The sequence below is a fragment of the Microbacterium aquimaris genome (assembly GCF_039531285.1).
Taxonomy (GTDB): domain Bacteria; phylum Actinomycetota; class Actinomycetes; order Actinomycetales; family Microbacteriaceae; genus Microbacterium; species Microbacterium aquimaris.
In genome coordinates this window covers 332,298-350,813 of sequence record NZ_BAAAPT010000002.1, presented here as the reverse complement: position 1 = coordinate 350,813, position 18,516 = coordinate 332,298, and the positions used below count along the sequence as shown (strand labels likewise).

16 protein-coding genes and 4 tRNA genes are annotated in these 18,516 nt (G+C 67.9%); 10 read left to right on the top strand and 10 right to left on the bottom strand.

Annotated elements, in window-relative coordinates:
* The first annotated feature begins 59 nt into the window (after nt 1–59).
* Nucleotides 60–2,888 (top strand): aconitate hydratase AcnA, encoded by a 2,829-nt coding sequence (gene acnA, locus ABD204_RS11190; protein WP_194424790.1) that lies wholly within the window; start codon nt 60–62, stop codon nt 2,886–2,888.
* A gap of 141 nt (nt 2,889–3,029) precedes the next feature.
* Complete coding sequence (dxs, locus tag ABD204_RS11185) at nt 3,030–4,985, top strand: 1-deoxy-D-xylulose-5-phosphate synthase (RefSeq protein ID WP_194424791.1); 1,956 nt, start codon at nt 3,030–3,032, stop codon at nt 4,983–4,985.
* 53 nt (nt 4,986–5,038) lie between these two features.
* Here dxs and ABD204_RS11180 read toward each other — a convergent pair whose 3' ends face one another.
* The 4 genes from ABD204_RS11180 to ABD204_RS11165 all read right to left on the bottom strand — a co-directional run bounded on the left by ABD204_RS11180 (nt 5,039) and on the right by ABD204_RS11165 (nt 10,226).
* Nucleotides 5,039–7,183, bottom strand: coding sequence for a 3-hydroxyacyl-CoA dehydrogenase NAD-binding domain-containing protein (locus ABD204_RS11180; RefSeq protein WP_194425025.1), 2,145 nt, complete (start codon nt 7,181–7,183; stop codon nt 5,039–5,041).
* A gap of 8 nt (nt 7,184–7,191) precedes the next feature.
* Nucleotides 7,192–8,400, bottom strand: a complete 1,209-nt coding sequence (locus tag ABD204_RS11175; RefSeq protein ID WP_194424792.1) for a thiolase family protein — start codon at nt 8,398–8,400, stop codon at nt 7,192–7,194.
* 73 nt (nt 8,401–8,473) lie between these two features.
* Nucleotides 8,474–9,673 carry a ribonuclease D gene (locus ABD204_RS11170; RefSeq protein WP_194424793.1) on the bottom strand — a complete coding sequence of 400 codons (1,200 nt, stop codon included), beginning with the start codon at nt 9,671–9,673 and terminating at the stop codon, nt 8,474–8,476.
* Nucleotides 9,666–10,226 carry a DUF3000 domain-containing protein gene (locus ABD204_RS11165; protein WP_194425026.1) on the bottom strand — a complete coding sequence of 187 codons (561 nt, stop codon included), beginning with the start codon at nt 10,224–10,226 and terminating at the stop codon, nt 9,666–9,668. Before ABD204_RS11165 ends, ABD204_RS11170 begins: the two co-directional genes overlap by 8 nt.
* Nucleotides 10,227–10,278: 52 nt before the next feature.
* Between ABD204_RS11165 and ABD204_RS11160 the strand changes: the two genes are divergently transcribed.
* Nucleotides 10,279–11,493, top strand: coding sequence for an alpha/beta hydrolase family protein (locus tag ABD204_RS11160; protein WP_194424794.1), 1,215 nt, complete (start codon nt 10,279–10,281; stop codon nt 11,491–11,493).
* On the opposite strand, the gene ABD204_RS11155 is transcribed toward ABD204_RS11160, so the two are convergent.
* From ABD204_RS11155 to ABD204_RS11145, 3 genes are read right to left on the bottom strand one after another with little or no spacing between them, the layout of a single operon-like run.
* Nucleotides 11,441–12,187: a dihydrofolate reductase family protein gene (locus ABD204_RS11155; protein WP_194424795.1), complete on the bottom strand. Its 747-nt coding sequence runs from the start codon at nt 12,185–12,187 to the stop codon at nt 11,441–11,443. The genes ABD204_RS11160 and ABD204_RS11155 overlap by 53 nt on opposite strands.
* Nucleotides 12,177–12,626 carry a SufE family protein gene (locus tag ABD204_RS11150; RefSeq protein WP_194424796.1) on the bottom strand — a complete coding sequence of 150 codons (450 nt, stop codon included), beginning with the start codon at nt 12,624–12,626 and terminating at the stop codon, nt 12,177–12,179. Before ABD204_RS11150 ends, ABD204_RS11155 begins: the two co-directional genes overlap by 11 nt.
* Nucleotides 12,623–13,525, bottom strand: coding sequence for a sulfurtransferase (locus ABD204_RS11145; protein ID WP_322597615.1), 903 nt, complete (start codon nt 13,523–13,525; stop codon nt 12,623–12,625). Before ABD204_RS11145 ends, ABD204_RS11150 begins: the two co-directional genes overlap by 4 nt.
* Nucleotides 13,526–13,639: 114 nt before the next feature.
* On the opposite strand from ABD204_RS11145, the gene zapE reads away from it, so the two are divergent.
* The 4 genes from zapE (at nt 13,640) to ABD204_RS11125 (ending at nt 17,231) form a co-directional block, all read left to right on the top strand.
* A complete protein-coding gene (gene zapE, locus ABD204_RS11140) occupies nt 13,640–14,668 on the top strand; it encodes a cell division protein ZapE (protein ID WP_194424798.1) in 1,029 nt (342 codons plus the stop codon).
* A gap of 260 nt (nt 14,669–14,928) precedes the next feature.
* Nucleotides 14,929–16,143, top strand: coding sequence for an ammonium transporter (locus tag ABD204_RS11135; RefSeq protein WP_194424799.1), 1,215 nt, complete (start codon nt 14,929–14,931; stop codon nt 16,141–16,143).
* Nucleotides 16,144–16,241: 98 nt separating this feature from the next.
* Nucleotides 16,242–16,754 carry a type II toxin-antitoxin system PemK/MazF family toxin gene (locus tag ABD204_RS11130; RefSeq protein ID WP_409263994.1) on the top strand — a complete coding sequence of 171 codons (513 nt, stop codon included), beginning with the start codon at nt 16,242–16,244 and terminating at the stop codon, nt 16,752–16,754.
* 204 nt (nt 16,755–16,958) lie between these two features.
* Nucleotides 16,959–17,231 (top strand): hypothetical protein, encoded by a 273-nt coding sequence (locus ABD204_RS11125; protein ID WP_194424800.1) that lies wholly within the window; start codon nt 16,959–16,961, stop codon nt 17,229–17,231.
* Between the two features lie 62 nt (nt 17,232–17,293).
* Here the strand turns inward: ABD204_RS11125 and ABD204_RS11120 are convergent.
* Nucleotides 17,294–17,366, bottom strand: a tRNA-Val gene (locus ABD204_RS11120).
* 166 nt (nt 17,367–17,532) lie between these two features.
* Here ABD204_RS11120 and ABD204_RS11115 point away from each other — a divergent pair.
* The 3 genes from ABD204_RS11115 to ABD204_RS11105 all read left to right on the top strand — a co-directional run bounded on the left by ABD204_RS11115 (nt 17,533) and on the right by ABD204_RS11105 (nt 17,833).
* A tRNA-Gly gene (locus tag ABD204_RS11115) sits at nt 17,533–17,605 on the top strand.
* 55 nt (nt 17,606–17,660) lie between these two features.
* Nucleotides 17,661–17,731: transfer RNA gene (locus ABD204_RS11110), tRNA-Cys, on the top strand.
* Nucleotides 17,732–17,758: 27 nt separating this feature from the next.
* A tRNA-Val gene (locus ABD204_RS11105) sits at nt 17,759–17,833 on the top strand.
* 66 nt (nt 17,834–17,899) lie between these two features.
* Here the strand turns inward: ABD204_RS11105 and ABD204_RS11100 are convergent.
* Both ABD204_RS11100 and ABD204_RS11095 read right to left on the bottom strand, forming a co-directional pair.
* Nucleotides 17,900–18,076: a hypothetical protein gene (locus ABD204_RS11100; RefSeq protein ID WP_194424801.1), complete on the bottom strand. Its 177-nt coding sequence runs from the start codon at nt 18,074–18,076 to the stop codon at nt 17,900–17,902.
* A gap of 228 nt (nt 18,077–18,304) precedes the next feature.
* A complete protein-coding gene (locus tag ABD204_RS11095; RefSeq protein ID WP_194424802.1) occupies nt 18,305–18,508 on the bottom strand; it encodes a hypothetical protein in 204 nt (67 codons plus the stop codon).
* Between the last annotated feature and the right edge of the window lie 8 nt (nt 18,509–18,516).

Below are 18,516 nucleotides of genomic sequence, written 5' to 3'. Positions count from 1 at the left end.
GGTGAAGATGGGGAAGCCGGTCCCATGCTGGGGGCCCGCCGGCGACGAAGGAGACGGACGTGTCCACAGTTGACAGCTTCGGTGCCAAGAGCACCCTGACGGTCGGCAGCACCGACTACGAGATCTTCCGCATCGACACCGTTCCGGGGTACGAGAAGCTTCCGTTCAGCCTGAAGGTGCTGCTCGAGAATCTGCTCCGCACCGAGGACGGCGCCAACGTCACCAAGGCGCAGATCGAGGCCCTCGGCGGGTGGGACGCGGCGGCCGAGCCCGACACCGAGATCCAGTTCACCCCCGCGCGCGTGGTCATGCAGGACTTCACCGGCGTGCCCTGCATCGTCGATCTCGCGACGATGCGCGAGGCGGTCACCGCGCTCGGCGGAGACCCGAACAAGATCAACCCGCTCTCCCCGGCCGAGTTGGTCATCGACCACTCCGTCATCGCCGACCTCTTCGGCTCAGAGAACGCCCTCGAGCGCAACGTCGAAATCGAGTACCAGCGCAACGGCGAGCGATACCAGTTCCTCCGCTGGGGGCAGACGGCCTTCGACGACTTCAAGGTCGTCCCGCCCGGGACCGGCATCGTCCACCAGGTCAACATCGAGCACCTCGCCAAGGTGATCTACGACCGCTCGGTCGACGGCGTCCTCCGCGCCTACCCCGACACCTGCGTCGGCACCGATTCGCACACCACCATGGTCAACGGGCTGGGTGTGCTCGGGTGGGGCGTCGGCGGCATCGAGGCCGAGGCCGCGATGCTCGGCCAGCCGGTGTCGATGCTCATCCCGCGCGTGGTCGGCTTCAAGCTCACCGGGGAGATCCCCGCCGGGGTCACCGCGACCGACGTGGTCCTCACGATCACCGACATGCTCCGCCAGCACGGCGTGGTCGGCAAGTTCGTCGAGTTCTACGGCGAGGGCGTCGGGTCCGTGCCGTTGGCCAACCGCGCCACCATCGGGAACATGAGCCCTGAGTTCGGATCGACCGCGGCCATGTTCCCGGTCGACGACGTCACTCTCGACTACCTCCGCCTGACCGGGCGCGACGAGCAGACGGTCGCCCTCGTCGAGCAGTACGCGAAGGAGCAGAAGCTCTGGCACGACCCCGCCAACGAGCCGACCTTCAGTGAGTACATGGAGCTCGATCTGTCCACGGTCGTCCCCTCGATCGCCGGGCCGAAGCGTCCGCAGGATCGGATCCTGTTGGCGGAGGCCAAGGAGCAGTTCGAGAAGGACGTGGTGGACTATGCCGACATCGATCACGACCTCGTCGACCTGACCGTCTCGGAGTCCTTCCCGGCATCGGACCCGCCCGGGCTCAGCCCCGAGGACGCGGACAGCCACCACGAGCACCACCACCACTCGCACGCTCCGAAGGCCGTGTCCAAGCCGTCGCCGGTCACCACCGCCGACGGGGCGTCGTTCACGCTGGACCACGGCTCCGTCGCCCTCGCGGCGATCACCTCGTGCACCAACACCTCGAACCCGTCCGTCATGATGGCCGCGGGCCTGTTGGCGAAGAAGGCGCTCGAGAAGGGGCTGAAGACCAAGCCGTGGGTCAAGACGACGCTCGGACCCGGGTCGAAGGTCGTGACCGACTACTACGAGAAGTCGGGCTTGGACAAGGCGCTGGAGGGACTGGGCTTCTACACCGTCGGCTACGGCTGCACCGTCTGCATCGGCAACTCCGGACCGCTCATCGAAGAGGTCTCGGCGGCGATCAACGACAACGACCTGGCCGTCACCGCGGTTCTGTCGGGCAACCGCAACTTCGAAGGCCGCATCAGCCCCGACGTGAAGATGAACTATCTCGCGTCGCCGCCTCTGGTGGTGGCCTACGCCCTCGCCGGATCGATGAACTTCGACTTCGAGACCGACCCGCTGGGTAAGGACGACCAGGGCCGCGACGTCTTCCTCGCCGACATCTGGCCGGCACCGGAGGAGGTCCAGGAGGTCATCGACTCCTCGATCTCCCGTGAGCAGTTCATCAAGCAGTACGCCACCGTGTTCGAGGGTGACGAGCGCTGGAAGAGCCTGCCGACGCCCAGCGGCCCGACCTTCGAGTGGGCCGACGATTCGACCTACGTGCGCAAGGCGCCGTACTTCGACGGCATGTCGATCGACCCGGCCCCCGTGACCGACATCACCGGCGCGCGTGTGATGGCCACGCTGGGGGATTCGGTGACCACCGACCACATCAGCCCCGCCGGCAACATCAAGCCCGGCACCCCGGCCGCGCAGTACCTCACCGAGCACGGAATCGAGCGCAAGGACTTCAACTCCTACGGCTCGCGTCGGGGCAACCACGAGGTGATGATCCGCGGCACGTTCGCGAACATCCGCCTGAAGAACTCGCTGGTGGCCTCCGTCAACGACGGCAAGATCGTGGAGGGTGGCTACACCCGCGACTTCACGCAGCCCGGTGGCCCGCAGTCGTACATCTACGACGCGTGCGTGAACTACCAGGAGCAGGGCACGCCGCTGGTCGTCCTGGGCGGCAAGGAGTATGGCTCGGGTTCGTCCCGTGACTGGGCCGCGAAGGGGACCAGCCTGCTCGGCGTGAAGGCGGTCATCACCGAGAGCTTCGAGCGGATCCACCGCTCGAACCTCATCGGGATGGGTGTCGTCCCGCTGCAGTTCCCTGAAGGGGAGAGCTGGGAGTCGCTCGGACTCGACGGAACGGAGATCATCTCGATCACCGGACTGGACAAGCTCAACGAGGGCGTCACCCCGAAGACGGTGCGGGTCACCGCAGAGCCGAGCGAGTTCTCGGCGGAGGGCGCGAAGACGATCGAGTTCGACGCCACCGTGCGCATCGACACCCCGGGAGAGGCCGATTACTACCGCAACGGCGGCATCCTCCAGTACGTCCTGCGTTCGCTGGTCTGACCCGCGTCCGCACCCCTCGGAAGGCCTCGTCTCTGCGGAGACGGGGCCTTCCGCCCTTCCGAACGGCTTCGCCGATAGACTGACCGCCAGGCGTCTCGAACCGACGTGGCGGGGCCAAGGACGATGACGAAGGGAGCCCCGATGGCGATCCTCCCCTCCATCACGGGCCCGCGCGATCTGGACGCGTTGACCCCGGACGAACTGCGCCGGCTCGCCGACGAAGTGAGGACGTTCCTCATCGAGAACGTCTCGCGCACCGGCGGCCACCTGGGCCCGAACCTCGGCGTCGTCGAGTTGACGATCGCGTTGCACCGCGTCTTCGACTCACCCACCGACCCGTTCGTGTTCGACACCGGCCACCAGTCCTATGTCCACAAGCTCCTCACGGGACGCCAGGACTTCGACGACCTACGCTCGCGCGGCGGGCTTGCCGGCTACCCGCAACGGACCGAGAGCGATCACGACGTGGTCGAGTCCTCGCACGCGTCCAGCTCGCTGAGCTGGGCGGACGGGATCTCCCGCGCACTGACGCGCACCGGTCGCGGAGACCGACACGTCGTGGCCGTCGTCGGGGACGGGTCGCTCACGGGTGGGATGACCTGGGAGGCGCTGAACAACATCTCCGACGACAACGATCGGCGCCTGATCATCGTGGTCAACGACAACGGTCGCTCCTACGCCCCCACGATCGGCGGTATGGCGCGCTACCTGAACAAGGTGCGGACCGCCGACGCGTACCGGTCGCTGCGCCACGGTTCGGCGAGCCTGTTCGGACGGCTCGGTCCCGCCGCACGCGCGATGTATCGGGGGGTCCGGGGTGGTACGCGCGGTTTCCTGTCGCGCTTCGTCAACAACGAGGCGTTGTACTCGAACCTCGACATCAAATACCTCGGCCCGGTCGACGGGCACGACATCGACGCTCTGCTGGAGACGCTTCGACTGGCCAAGGGCGTCGGCGCGCCCGTGATCGTCCATGCGATCACGGAGAAGGGGCGAGGATTCCGCCCGGCGGTCGAAGACGAAGCCGACCAGTTCCATGCGGTCGGCAAGATCGATCCCGTCACGGGCGCCACGCTCGGCGGCGGCACCGGCGGGTCGTGGACGGATGTCTTCTCGCGCGAGCTGGTGGCGGTGGGGGAGCAGCGTGACGACGTCATCGCGATCACCGCGGCGATGTTGCGGCCGACGGGACTGCTGCCGTTCGCGCAGCGCTTCCCCGACCGCGTCCAGGATGTGGGAATCGCCGAGCAACACGCCGTCGCCTCCGCCGCCGGTCTGGCATTCGGAGGATTGCATCCCGTCGTGGCGATCTACGCCACGTTCATGAACCGCGCCTTCGACCAGGTTCTCCTCGATGTCGGCCTGCACCGGGCCGGGGTCACGTTCGTCCTGGACCGTGCCGGGGTCACTGGGCCCGACGGGCCGAGCCATCACGGCATCTGGGACCTCGCGATGCTCCAGATCGTGCCGCATATCCGCATCGCCGCGCCGCGCGACGCGCAGCGGCTACGTGAAGAGTTCCGGGAGGCTGTCGCGGTGGGCGATGCGCCCACCGTGGTCCGGTTCCCGAAGGGGACCGTCGCCGAGGAACTCCCCGCCCTCGAGCGGTTGCACGACGGCGTCGACGTGCTCGCGAGGATGGACGATCCCGATGTGCTTCTCGTGGGGATCGGGCCGATGGCGCATGTGGCCGTCGACGTCGCCGAACGCCTGCGCGCGCAGGGCATCGGTTCGACGGTGATCGATCCACGTTGGGTCGTGCCGGTGCAACCCTCCGTCATCGAACTCGCCGCCGAGCATCGCCTGGTGATCACCATCGAGGACGGTATCCGTGTCGGCGGGGTGGGGACCCGCGTCCGCCAGGTGCTCCGCGAGGCGGGGGTCGACACGGCGGTGGACGAACTCGGCGTGCCGGACGAGTTCATCGAGCATGCCTCCCGCGACGAGATCCTGGCCGATGCCGGTCTGACGGCGGCGAAGATCGCCCAGGACGTCGTCGCCCAGGTGCTGGGGATCCGGTTGCCGATTGCGCGCGGTGCGGCGATGCCGGTCGACGAGGACCTCGACGATCTCGCTCACCGCCGCGACGAGGACTGACGCACGAAGCCGTCGGCCCGGAGGCCGACGGCTTCGTCACGACGTGCGCGGGCTCACTCCCCGATGCCGACGATCACCGGGTGGTGGAAGGTGTCACCGAAGACGCGCTCGGACGCCCCCTCGCGGTCGAGGTAGGGCGATGCGCCGCCGTCGATGAAAGGCCAACCGGCGCCGAGGATCAGGCACAGGTCGATGTCTTCGACCGCGGGGACCACGTCCTCTTCGAGCATGACGTGGATCTCCTGTGCCAGACCGTCCTGCACCCGGCGCAGGATGTCGGATTCGGAGGCCGGTGTGTCGCCCACGGCGCCCTTGAGCACCTTCTCGGCACCCTTGGTCCACCCGGTCACCCGCCCCGACTTGTCCTTTTCGACCACGCGGTCCAGCTCGGCGAGCCGGTGGAAGTTCTCCGATGCGAAGAATCGCTCGGGGAAGGCAGCGGCCATGGTGTCCTGCACGTGCGCCGCGACCTTCCACCCGACCAGGTCGATCAGCTGGAACGGCGTCATCGGCAGCCCGAGCGGCTGGAACGCCTTTTCCACCGTGAGCAGCGGGGTTCCCTCGTACACGGCACGGGCGGCTTCGCCCATGACCTTCGCCAGCAGCCGGTTCACGACGAATCCCGGCGCGTCGGCGGTTAGCACGGCGTTCTTTCCCAGCCCCTTCGCAACGACGAAGGCGGTCGAGAGTGCGTCGTCGGACGTCTTCGGCGTCTTGACGATCTCGATGAGGGGCATGACCGCGACGGGGTTGAAGAAGTGGAAACCCACGAGACGTTCGGGGTGATCCAGCGTCGAACCGATCTCTTCGACCGAGAGCGAGGAGGTGTTGGTCGCGAGGATCGCATCAGGAGCGACGATCTTCTCGATCTCGCCGAAGACCTGTTGCTTGACACCCACTTCCTCGAAGACGGCTTCGATGACGAAGTCGCAGTCCGCATATTCGGACTTGTCGACCGTGCCGTGGACGAGCGCGCGGAGCCGGTTGGCGGCGTCCGCATCGAGACGCCCCTTGGCTTCGAGCTTGCCGATCTCTTCGTGGATGTAGGCGATGCCCTTGTCGACGCGGGCCTGGTCGAGGTCGGTGATCAGCACCGGGACCTGGAGCTTCCGCACGAACAGCAGGGCGAACTGACTGGCCATCAGGCCCGCGCCGATGACCCCGACCTTCGTGACCTTCTTGGCCAACGCCTTGTCGGGTGCACCGACGGGTCGCTTCGCGCGCTTCTGCACGAGATCGAAGGCGTACATCGACGCGGCGAACTGGTCGCCGGTCACGAGCTCGGCGAGCGCCTCGTCCTCGCGGGCGAAACCTTCCTCACGCGTACCGCTGCGGGCGCGGTCCAGGAGCTCGAGTGCCGCGTACGGCGCGGCCGGGACCGTGCCGATCTTCGACTCGAGCATCCCGCGCGCCATCTTGACGGCGATCGGCCACTTCGTCATGCGCTCGATGCGTCCGGGCTCGTTCCGGCGTTCCACCTTCACGGCGCCGCTGAGGACCCCGTCCGCCCAGCGCAGGGAGTCCTCGAGATAGTTCGAGGCCGGGAAGATCGCGTCGACGATGCCGAGGTCGTACGCCTGGGCGGGCTTGAGCATGCGGTTCTGCTTCAGCGGGTTCGAGATCACCACCTCGAGGGCGTTCTCGATGCCGATGAGGTTCGGCAGGAGGTAGGCGCCGCCCCAACCCGGGATGATGCCCAGGAACACCTCCGGGAGGGCGATGGCCGCCGCCGACGCGTCGACCGTGCGGTACGTGGAGTTCAGGGCGATCTCGAGCCCGCCGCCGAGCGCGAGCCCGTTGACGAACGCGAAAGTGGGCACCCCCAGATCGGAGAGTCTGCCCAGCACGTGGTGGCCGAGCTGGGCGACCTTGCGCGCGTTCTCCTTCGAGCCGACCAGGGTGATGTCGGACAGATCGGCGCCGGCGGCGAGGATGTACTGTTTGCCGGTCACCGCGACGGCATCGATCTCGCCGGCCGCGGCCCGGGTCTTCAGCTCGTCGAGCCGCTCACCCAGCTCGATCAGCGTGCGCGGGCCGAGCGTGTTCGGACGGGTGTGGTCGCGTCCGTTGTCGAGGGTGATCAGGGCGAGGATCGCCCCGGAGGGCAACGTCACGTCCCGCACTCGCGAGTGGGTGACCACCTCGTCGTCGGAGAGCGAGAGGAGCGGGGTGAAGTCGATCTGTTCGTAGTCGGTCATCTCGGTGCTCACTTCTTCCGCTTCTTGCCGTCGTAGTGCGGGTTCTCCCAGATCACGGAGCCGCCCTGACCCAATCCCACGCACATGGCCGTCAGGCCGTACCGAACGTCGGGCCGCTCGGCGAACTGTGCCGCGAGTTGGATCATCAGACGCACCCCGGAGGCCGCGAGCGGGTGGCCCAGGGCGATCGCGCCGCCCCACTGGTTGACGCGCGGATCGTCATCGGCGATTCCGAAGTGGTCGAGGAGCGAGATGACCTGGACGGCGAAGGCCTCGTTGAGTTCGAACAGGCCGATATCGTCGATGCTCAGGCCCGCCTTGGCGAGGGCCTTCTCCGTGGAGGGGATCGGTCCGATCCCCATGATCTCGGGCTGGACGCCCGCGAAGGCGAAGGAGACCATGCGCATCTTGGGGCTCAGGCCCAGCTCCTTGACGGCGCCGCCGCCGGCCAGGAGCGACATGGTCGCGCCGTCCGTCAGCGGCGAGGAGGTCCCGGCCGTCACGCGGCCGTGCGGACGGAACGGCGTCTTCAGCCCGGCGAGGTCTTCCATCGTCGTCTGTGGACGACGCCCCTCGTCCTCGGTCGCCAGGCCCCACGCGCCTTCGGCGTCCTTGATGGCCACGGGAACCAGATCCGCCTGCAGTTTGCCCGCGTCATAGGCGGCTTGGGCCTTGTGCTGGCTGAGCATGCCGAACCGGTCGGAGCGTTCTTTGGTGAGGTGCGGGAACCTGTCGAAGATGCGCTCGGCCGTGACGCCCATGTTCAGCGCGCCCGGGTCGACCATCTTCTCCGCGACGAAGCGCGGATTCGGGTCGGCGTTGGTGCCGATCGGGTGATGGCCCATGTGCTCGACCCCGCCCGCGAGGGCGAGATCGTACATACCGACGCCGATCGATGCCGCCATCGTCGTCACGCTCGTCATCGCCCCCGCGCACATGCGGTCGATCGCGAATCCGGGAACGCTCTGCGGCAGGCCCGCGAGGATCGCGACGCTGCGCCCCAGGGTGAGCCCCTGGTCGCCCGTCTGCGACGTCGCGGCGATGGCCACATCGTCGATGCGGTCCTTGGGAACGTCCGCGTTGCGCTCCATGAGCCCGATCGTCGCCTTCACGGCGAGATCATCCGATCGGGTGTTCCAGTACATGCCTTTTTCGCCGGCGCGCCCGAAGGGGGTGCGCATTCCATCGACGAAGTAGACGTCCGAGAGCTCGGCCACTCTGCCTCCAAAGTTCGGGGTTGATCCCAGCCTAGGAGGGGCCCCCATCGGCCCGGAATCGGTTGGTCCGAATCTACGAATCGGCCTCGGAGGCGCTCTCGGCAGATTGCACGGAAGACACAAAAGCATCAGCGATTGCCTGTGCAGTTCGCCCAATCTGCCACTCGCGGGCTCCCCAGGAGCGCAATGCCTCGGCGATCGATCCGGCGTCGAGGTCATCCGGCGGGCTCCACGCGACGCGTCGCAGGGTGTCGGGGGTCAGGAGGTTCTCCGTGGGCATGCGCAACTGTTCGGCGAGCTCCTCGACCACGGGGCGCGCGGCCTTCAGACGCAGGTCCGCCTCGGGGTTGCGTTGGGCCCAGGCACGCGGGGGAGGGAGGGTGTCGCCGCCGGTCGCCCGTTCGCGCGGCGGATCGGTGTCGGCTCGTCCGCGTTCGATGGCCTCCCACCAGCGATCGAGCTCGCTGCGGCTGGCGCGACCGGTGAACTCCTTCACCTGTGCGAGATCGTGTTTCGAGCGAGGGTCCGCGAGGACGGCGGCCACGAGTGCGCGGTCGGGGACCAGACGCCCGGGAGCGGTGTCCTCGGCTTCGGCGTACTCCTCGCGCGCCGTCCACAGTGCCCGCGCGACCGCCAAGGCCTTCCGACCCCGCACGGCGTGCAATCCGCTCAATCGGCGCCATGGTTCCGCGCGGGGAGGCTTCGGCGGCCGCTCGCGGACGTCGGCGAACTCCTCCGCGGCGAGGTCGGTCTTCTCCTGCTCCTCGAGCTGACCGCCGAGGACATCGCGCACGTCGATGAGGTGCACCACATCGAGCGCGGCGTACTCCAACCAGGACTGGGGGAGAGGACGCTGCGACCAGTCCGACGCGGAGTGGGCCTTGGCCAAGGTGATGCCGAGGGTGTTCTCCACGACGGCCCCGAGCCCGACGCGGTCGTGACCCAGGAGTCGGGCCGCCAGCTCGGTGTCGAACAGTCGAGGCGGGACCAAGTCGAGCTCACGCAGGGACGGCAGATCCTGACTGGCGGCGTGCAACACCCACTCCGTGTCGCCGATGGCCTGCTGCAACGGTGCGAAGTCTCCGATCGCGGGCGGGTCGAACAGGAAGACGCCGGCACCTCTGCGGAAGATCTGGATGAGGTAGGCGCGTTGGGAGTAACGGAAGCCGGACGCGCGCTCGACGTCTACGGCGACGGGTCCGGACGCGCCGGCCAGGGTCTCGCACGCGGCGAGAAAGGTATCGCGGTCGGCGATGACGGGGTATTCAGTCACGGGGATTCCTTCGAGAGCCGAGGACGGCTATTCCCTCGGAGCCGGGCGGCAGCCCGGCCAGCATGCAGGTCAGCTCACCCCATGCCTCCACATGGGGTGTCACGGGTCCCTCCGGCGACCAGGAGGCGCGCAGTTCGATCTGCGCGCCGTCGCCTTCGGCCGCGAGCGTGCCGAAACCTTTGGACAGGGTCTTCGTCGCCGTCCCGGACGCCGAGTGGTGCGCCGCGCCGCGGGCGGCCAGGGCTTCCATCAGCCACGACCACGCCACATCGGCCAGGAGCGGATCCGTACCGATCTCGGTCTCCAGCGGAGCTTGCGCGAAGCACACGATGCGCCACGGGGCGTTCCACACGGCCGGTTCCGCCGGATCGTGCAGGAGGATGAGGCGGCCGGTGCCGAAAGCCGACACCGCGTCGTCGGTCTCGGGACGCACCTCCCCGGCCAGCGCGAGAGCGTCCGGGGCGAGACCGCTCGGGGCGGGGATCTCGTGCACGGTGAGGTCTTCGCGGAAGGTCATCGCCCGCACCTGCTCGGCGGCGGAGGCGAAGGCCATCGGCGCGCGGGGAGGGGTGACAGCCACGTCGACAGACTAGAGTGATGCCTCGATGCACGCCCACAGGCGCGCCGCGCAGAACGGCGCCACTCCCGCACCCGTCACGGCCATCCGCTTCGCCGTCACCGCTCTCGGTGCCGCGCTCGCCCTGGTCGTGTCCGCGATGTCACTCATCTCCCTCCGGGTGGCCAGACAGGTCATCACGCCGGCGCGCCGGTTGCCCGACACCCGGTTGCTCGATCTGGACACCCAGGCGCAGACGGTCACGCTCACTCGGACCCCGGACACGGTCCTCCCCGGCCGTTACGGCCTTTTCACCACGGGGACCGAGAGTTACGTGAAGATCGGGACGGTGCTCTCCTCCGACGAGGAGACCGTCACCCGCAAGCTGCTCACCCATGTCGGATCAGACGCGGAGCTGGCTCCCGACGCGGCTTTCAGCGGCTGGTACTTCAGCCGTCCCGATGAGGTGCACCTGCCCTGGACACCGGAACTGATCGGTTCCGCCGTCGGGCCGTGCCCGGCGTGGCAGTTCCCCGCCGGTGACGGGACGACGTGGGTGGTGCAGGTGCATGGGCGTGGGGCGACGCGATCCGAGGCATTGCGTGCGGTCCCCGCATTCCACGCCCTCGGGATCACCTCTCTGCTCGTGTCGTATCGGAACGACGGGGAGGCGCCGCGGAGCCGGACGGGGACGTATGCACTGGGTGCGACGGAGTGGCGTGACATCGACGCGGCCATCGGGTTCGCGCGTCGGCGCGGAGCGAAGCGGGTGATCGTCATGGGGTGGTCGATGGGCGGCGCGATCGCGCTGCAGCTCGCGCTGAACTCCGCCCACCGTGACGTCATCGTCGGGCTCATCCTCGAGTCTCCCGTGGTCGACTGGCGCATCGTGCTCGACTATCAGGCCGGCCTCATGCGCCTTCCCGCCCCGGTGACGCGACTGGCGATCGACGCCCTCGGGTCCGACTGGGGCACCGCCTTCACACGGGCCGGCGCCCCCATCCCGTTCGATCGTCTCGATGTCGTCTCCCGCGCGGGGGAGTTGCGCCACCCGATGCTGATCCTGCACAGCGACGACGACGGATTCGTGCCCTCCGACGCCTCGCACGATCTGCTGGTCGCGCGTCCCGACCTGGTCGAGCTGGAGGTCTTCGACGTGGCCCGTCACACCAAGCTGTGGAACTACGACGAGGAACGATGGACCGGCGCGATCACCTCGTGGGTGCGCCGCCACGGTCTCGCACCCGCAGGCGCAGATAGCTGAACCCCCGATCGTCGACCAGCATCCCGGCGACGTCGGTGGCGCGTGTGCGCGACGGTGACACGAAGGGGGTGCCCGGTGGCGTCAGGGCCGGGGCGATCGTCACACACACCTCATCGAGCGCGTCGGTCTCCAGGAATCGGGTGGCCAGGGTCGGACCGCCCTCGCAGACGATGCGATCGAGCCCCGCGCGCACGAGCGCTTCGATGATCGCCGCGGGTTCGAGGTCGCCGGAGCCGGGGACGGTGAGGTGCTCGACGGGTGCGGCCCCGAGACGTTCGCGCACGCGGGGCGCGTGGGCGGAAGAGGACAGCACGATCGCCGGCGGCCGGCCCTCGCGCAGCAGGTGAACCCCGTCGAGATCGCCCGAGGATGTCACGACAGCCAACCGCGCGTGGGAAGGAAGGACATAGCGCTCCGCCCTCGCGGTGCCGGCACCGACGACGACCACATCGGCGGCGGCGCGGACCGCGCGCAGCACGAGGCGGTCGGTGGGGGAGCTGATCGTGTCGCTTGTCCCGTCCTCACCCGCGATGGACCCGGTGACGGTGGTGACCATGTTCAACCGGACGAACCCGCCGTCGACGCCGTAGCGCTCGGCCAACCAGGACGACGCCTCCGGGGAGTCCGACTCGACCACGTCGAAGGTGCGCGGGAGAACCTCCGTGATCGTGCTCGCGCGCGGATCACGACGCACGGGTGGCGAGCCTCTCGCGGATCTGCCGCTTCGCGCGTGCGAGCATCCCCGTCATCCCGGCGATGCGTAGCGGCGAGACCGCGCGGGTCAGGCCGATCGACTGCGGGAAATCGTCCGGGACGCTCAGCGCCTGCTCCGCCGTGAGCCCGCGCAGGCCCTCGACGAGGATGCCGGCGAAGCCCCGTGTGGTCGGTGCCGTCGCGGGAGCGGTCGCATGCATCGCGACCGCATCGTCGTCGTCGAGCTCGACGACGATGTAGACCGGTGACTGGCACTCGGCGACCCGTTCCTGCAATTCGGGGTGGTCGGCCAGCCGCGTCGGCATCTCCGGAAGCTCGTGGGAGAACTCCAGAAGGAGCTCGAGACGTTCCGGCTCCGGGAGGTCGAGGAAGTCCTGCCGGATGCGTTCGAGCGACGGGGGCAGTTCCGCGCCGTTCATCGGACGACCGGGACCCCACCCGGCTCGGATCCCACCACGATCGGGACCCGCACCGCGCTGCCCCACTCCGTCCAGGAACCGTCGTAGTTCCGCACGTCGGGGAACCCGAGCAGGTGGGCGAGCACGAACCACGTGTGGCTGGAGCGCTCTCCGATCCGGCAGTAGGCGATGATCGGGTCCTCGTCGTGGAGTCCGAGTTCCTCACGGTAGATCGCCTCGAGCTCGGCACGGGGCCGGAACGTGCCGTCCGCAGCGGCGGCCCGCGCCCAGGGCACGTTGTGGGCCGTGGGGATGTGCCCCGCGCGTAGCGCGCCCTCCTCCGGGTAGGACGGCGCGGAGGTCCTCGTGCCGTCGTACTCCTCGGGGGAGCGCACATCGATCAGCGGGTTGCCGAGGTGTGCGAGCACGTCGTCGCGGTAGGCGCGTAGCAGCGAATCGTCGCGCTCGACCACCGGGTACGCGGTCGCGCCCCGTGCCGGACGGTCGGTGCTCAGGGGGCGGCCTTCTGCGATCCACAGATCCCGTCCGCCGTCGAGCAGACGTACGTCGGCGTGCCCGAACAAGGAGAAGACCCACAGGGCGTACGCCGCCCACCAGTTGCTCTTGTCGCCGTAGAGGATCACGGTGTCGTCGCGGGAGATCCCCTTGCGGCGCATGAGCCGGGCGAATCCGTCACCATCGAGGTAGTCGCGCACCACCGGGTCGTTCAGTTCGGTGTGCCAGTCGACTTTCACCGCCCCGGGGATGTGCCCGGTCTCGTACAGGAGCACGTCCTCGTCGGACTCGACGACGACAAGCCCCGGGTCTCCGAGATGCTCGGCGAGCCATCCGGTGCTCACGAGCCGTTCGGGCGCGGCATAATCGGCGAACTTCTCGGCGGGGTCGAAGGCGACAGGCACGGAGGTCTCCTCGGGGCAGGGGGTGGTGCGGACCGCGTAGGGTGGATCCGCGTCCCCGAGCCTATTTCGCGTGGCCGGGGAGCGCATCCGCGACAGCCGCGACCGAAGGACGACATGACCGCGACCCGCACCGGCATCGTGCACCTCGTCGATCGTCAGCCCCAGCTGAGCGGACAGGACATGGTCTCGGCACTCGTCCCCCCTCCGCAATTCGCCGGCGCGACCTTCGAGTCGTATCGGGCCGACGCCGACCACCCGTCGCAGCAGGAAGCCAAGGAGAAGCTCGCCGCCTTCGCCGGTGGGGGTTCCGCCCCCGCCCGGGGCGGCCTGTTCCGTCGTGCGAAGAAGGGTCCCGAAAAGAAGCCGGGGGTGTATCTCGACGGCGGATTCGGCGTCGGTAAGACGCATCTGCTCGCGGCGATCTACCACGCCATGCCCGCGCGTCGGAAGTACTTCGGGTCGTTCATCGAGTACACCGCGCTGGTCGGCGCGCTCGGCTACAAGAACACCGTCGACCTCTTCCGCGGGGCCGATCTGTTGTGCATCGACGAGTTCGAACTCGACGATCCCGGTGACACGATGGTCATGACGCGGTTGCTCGGCGAACTCGTCGCGTCCGGGACGCGACTGGCCGCGACCTCGAACACCCCGCCGAACGCGCTGGGGGAGGGGCGATTCGCCGCCCAAGACTTCCTCCGCGAGATCCACGCGATGGCCTCGAGCTTCGAGACCCTTCGGATCGACGGCACCGACTACCGTCAGCGCGCCGTGGACGGGCACGCCGATGTGCTCACCGACGACGAATACGACAAGCGGATCTCCGCCGTCGCCGCCCACGGCCTCGTCTCCGACGACACCTTCACAGCCCTCGTCGCCCACTTGGCGCAGGTGCACCCCTCCCGCTACATCCGTTTGATCGACGGACTGGATGCGGTCGGTGTGCGTGAGGTCACCGCGTTCGACGACCAGTCCGCCGCGCTCCGGTTCGTCGCCTTCATCGACCGGGTCTACGACGCGCAGATCCCGATCCGGGCCACCGGCCTCTCCCTCGACGGGGTCTTCCCCGAGGAGATGCTCGCCGGCGGCTACCGCAAGAAGTACCTCCGCGCGATCTCCCGACTCGTCGCGTCCACGCTCTCCTGAGGTCAATCCCCTTCTCCAGACGTCGATCCGTGACGGGGTTCTCTGACGCGCGCCAGAGATTCGGGCCATCTCTCGGCACAATCCCGCCACCGGGAAACCTGATGTTTACCTGTGCGCGCCGTACGTAACACACACGAAACACGCGGTGCACGGCGCCGGAAACCCCCGGTCGCGACACTGGGTACGTCCCACCGGGGCCGCTACCCGAACTGCGGCGACCGTGGGCACTCGAGTAACACGACACATGGATGAGGAACTTCATGGACAGCGGAAATCTTGCCTGGCTGATCACAGCTTCGGCACTCGTGCTCTTTATGACGCCCGGCGTTGCGTTCTTCTACGGAGGCCTCGTCAAGGCGAAGAGCGTCGTCAGCATGATGATGATGAGCTTCGGCGCGATGGCATTGGTCGGCGTGCTGTGGATCCTTTACGGATTCAACATGAGCGGCGTCGAGAGCACCTGGGCCTTCGCGGGCAACCCCTTCTCGGACTTCGGACTGGCCTCGGCCTCCAGTGACGATCTCGTCGGCGCGCTGTTCGGCGCGACCTTCGGCATCATCACCGTCGCGCTGATCTCCGGCGCGATCGCCGACCGCGCCAAGTTCGGCGCATGGATGCTCTTCGCCGGCATCTTCGCCACGGTGGTCTACTTCCCGGTCTCCGCGTGGGTCTGGGGTGGTGGCTGGGTCTACAACCTCGGCACCAGCTTCGGCTTCTCCACGGAGGTCATCGACTACGCCGGTGGTACGGCCGTGCACATCAACGCCGGTGCCGCGGCGCTGGCCCTGGCGCTCGTCCTCGGAAAGCGCATCGGCTTCCAGAAGGGCATCAACAAGCCCCACAGCGTGCCGCTGGTCGTCCTCGGCGCTTCGATCCTGTGGTTCGGCTGGTTCGGCTTCAACGCCGGTGCCGAGGGCTTCGGCGCCCTGGGTACCGAGGACACCGTCGTCGGCCTGATCGTCATCAACACGCTCGGCGCGACCGCCGCGGCCATCATCGGCTGGCTGATCGTCGAGAAGCTCAAGGACGGCAAGGCCACCTCGGTCGGTGCCGCGTCGGGTGCCGTCTCGGGTCTGGTCGCGATCACCCCGGCATGTGCCAACCTGACCCCCGGCTGGGCGCTGGTGCTCGGTGTCGTCACCGGTGCGGTCTGCGCCCTGGCGATCGAGCTCAAGTGGAAGCTCGGCTACGACGACTCGCTCGACGTTGTCGGCGTGCACCTGGTCGGTGGACTCGTCGGAACGATCTACCTCGGCTTCTTCGCGACCGAGACCGGTCTGTTCCTCGGTGGTGGCTTCGAGCAGCTGATCCTCCAGGTCGTTGCGGCCCTCGGTGTGCTGATCTACTCCTTCGTGATCGCCTTCATCCTCGGCTTCGCGATCGACAAGACGATCGGCTTCCGCATCAAGAACGAGGACGAGCTCGCCGGCGTCGACACCACGGTGCACGGCGAAGAGGGTTACGCGATGGCGTGATCCACCCGCAGCTCGCTCTGCTTCGAAGGGGCGTCGTGGTTTCGGCCACGGCGCCCCTTCGGCGTGCCCGCCCGGAGGGGCGCCGATAGGATGACGCCGTGAAGCGTCGCGGAATCCTCTCTGCCGTCGCCGGCGTCGTCGGCCGTCTGGTCCGCCCACGGACGGTGGCAGGCACAGGGGAGGGCCGATCCGGCGCCACCGCGACGGTCGAGATCGCGCCGCCGCGCGCGTCGGAGCTGCGCATCACGTACGCGCCACACAAGGACGGCGACCCCGACGCCGGTGAAGTGGTCTGGACGTGGGTGCCCTTCCAGGAGAACGACGGCCGTGGGAAGGACCGCCCGGTACTGGTGATCGGCCGTCACGACGACGAGCGCGTGTACGCCGTCAAGCTGACCAGCACCTCCCACCAGGGCGACCGCGACTACGTGGCGTTGGGCAGCGGCCCGTGGGACAGCCGCGGCCGCCCGTCGTGGGTGGATGTGGACCAGGTATACCTCGTCCACCGCCAGGGCATGCGGCGTGAGGCGGCGGTGCTGGACCTGGATCGGTTCGTCCGCGTCGCCGACGTCCTCCATCGACGGTTCGGGTGGTCGGTCGGCGAGGCCTGAGCCGTCTCGTCATGGCGCGACGACGTCGAACCGCCGGTCTGACCGGCGGTTCGGAGGACCCGTCACCGTCCGCGCGGATAGAATGGTGGTTCGACGAACACCGGTGAGGTTTCTGGGGGAGTGGGGTTCCACCGGGGTTCGCCGACCGGGCGACGTCGCCCGGTCGTGATCTCCGTGCCGCGCGTACGGAGGCGAGAAGGAGGCATGATGAACACCGACTACGCACCGATCATCCGTGACGCGTTACGACCGTTGCGCGTGGCGGGCCCGAAGGCACGCATGGCCGCGGTGACGCAGGTCCTCGTACCGGCGGTCGTGGCACACTCCGGTGTGTGCGAAGAGACGGCGCGACGCGTCGTGACGTACGCATTGGAGGAGGCGCAGCTCGCGGGGCCGTTCTCGACGGTCACCGACTATGCACAACACGTCGCGGAGGACCTGCGCGAAGTGCTCGGCGCCGGGCTGGTCCCGGCCTGACGCGCACGACTGATAATGCAAGAGGGCCTCCCCGCATCGCGGTGAGGCCCTCTTGCATCCGGTGGGCGATGCGGGACTTGAACCCACGACCTCTTCCGTGTGAAGGAAGCGCGCTACCAGCTGCGCCAATCGCCCTCGACCCTGGGGCCGATGACCCTCGCGGGCCGAGTACCGATCGTACCTGATTCCGCGGCACGCTTCGAACCGAGACGTGAGACACGCGCGGGGGGAGAGTGGTTTTGCGCGCGGCTCGGAATCGGCTAGAGTCTTTCAAGTGCCCGGGAAACACCGGGAACGAAATGCGGATGTAGCGCAGTTGGTAGCGCATCACCTTGCCAAGGTGAGGGTCGCGAGTTCGAGTCTCGTCATCCGCTCGAGTGCGGGGATCGTTCTTCGAAGCGATCACGACACGTGGGTCGAACCACACGCGGTGGCGTGGCCGAGCGGCTAGGCACCGGCCTGCAAAGCCGTTTACACGGGTTCGAATCCCGTCGCCACCTCGCATGACAAGTGAACAGCCTTCACAGGCGCGATTGGCGCAGCGGTAGCGCGCTTCCCTGACACGGAAGAGGTCACTGGTTCGATCCCAGTATCGCGCACCAAGAAACCCCCGGAAATCCGGGGGTTTTCTCGGTTCAGCGCGGTGTCGTGCAATATGCGTGCAACATCTACGAGGCTTCGATTCGCTTGATGTGGCGCACAACATCCGCCTTGATGATGAACTGGGTGATCTTCATTCCATCCCGGAAGTAGAAGAAGCCGTCCTGCTGAGAGACCGCGACGGCTCCCTTGACGACGACGCGATCTCCGTACCCCTCATTGATGACGTATTCGGTGCTGGCCATTGTGTCCGTTCCTCTTGCTCGATATTCCAACTGGTGGGCGACGCCCACGCTAGCTGTGGCCACCGACATCAGCCGCCGTGGATGCTGGGCAGATCCGGGCCAGGTGCTACATCGGTACGTCCGGTGGAGTCATACGGCCCTGTACGGCCACACCACGGGCATGAGAAACCCCGCGGGGTGTCACGCATCACAACACCACACGCGGGGCACACAGGCTGCCCGAGAAGGTCATCCTGACTGATCGGCAATGTGCTTCTCTGCCTCCTCAGCGATCTTGTCGCCAGCTTCCGCGGTCGCGGACTCGTAACCATCAATCCGCTTCAGCATCTCCGCCACCTTGTCATGTCCAACGATCGCGCCGAACGCGTGGAGTTCGGCCGGCGACATGTTCCTGAACGCCGCAACCATTGCCTCGGTGTCTCTGAAATCCATTCTGTCCC

Excerpts from the sequence above, each read along its gene's own strand:
- dxs (WP_194424791.1), top strand. The coding sequence starts at position 3,030 with ATGGCGATCCTCCCCTCCATCACGGGCCCGCGCGATCTGGACGCGTTG.
- ABD204_RS11180 (WP_194425025.1), bottom strand. The coding sequence starts at position 7,183 with ATGACCGACTACGAACAGATCGACTTCACCCCGCTCCTCTCGCTCTCC.
- ABD204_RS11165 (WP_194425026.1), bottom strand. The coding sequence starts at position 10,226 with ATGGCCTTCGCCTCCGCCGCCGAGCAGGTGCGGGCGATGACCTTCCGC.
- ABD204_RS11160 (WP_194424794.1), top strand. The coding sequence starts at position 10,279 with ATGCACGCCCACAGGCGCGCCGCGCAGAACGGCGCCACTCCCGCACCC.
- ABD204_RS11150 (WP_194424796.1), bottom strand. The coding sequence starts at position 12,626 with ATGAACGGCGCGGAACTGCCCCCGTCGCTCGAACGCATCCGGCAGGAC.
- zapE (WP_194424798.1), top strand. The coding sequence starts at position 13,640 with ATGACCGCGACCCGCACCGGCATCGTGCACCTCGTCGATCGTCAGCCC.
- ABD204_RS11135 (WP_194424799.1), top strand. The coding sequence starts at position 14,929 with ATGGACAGCGGAAATCTTGCCTGGCTGATCACAGCTTCGGCACTCGTG.
- ABD204_RS11125 (WP_194424800.1), top strand. The coding sequence starts at position 16,959 with ATGATGAACACCGACTACGCACCGATCATCCGTGACGCGTTACGACCG.
- ABD204_RS11100 (WP_194424801.1), bottom strand. The coding sequence starts at position 18,076 with ATGGCCAGCACCGAATACGTCATCAATGAGGGGTACGGAGATCGCGTC.
- ABD204_RS11095 (WP_194424802.1), bottom strand. The coding sequence starts at position 18,508 with ATGGATTTCAGAGACACCGAGGCAATGGTTGCGGCGTTCAGGAACATG.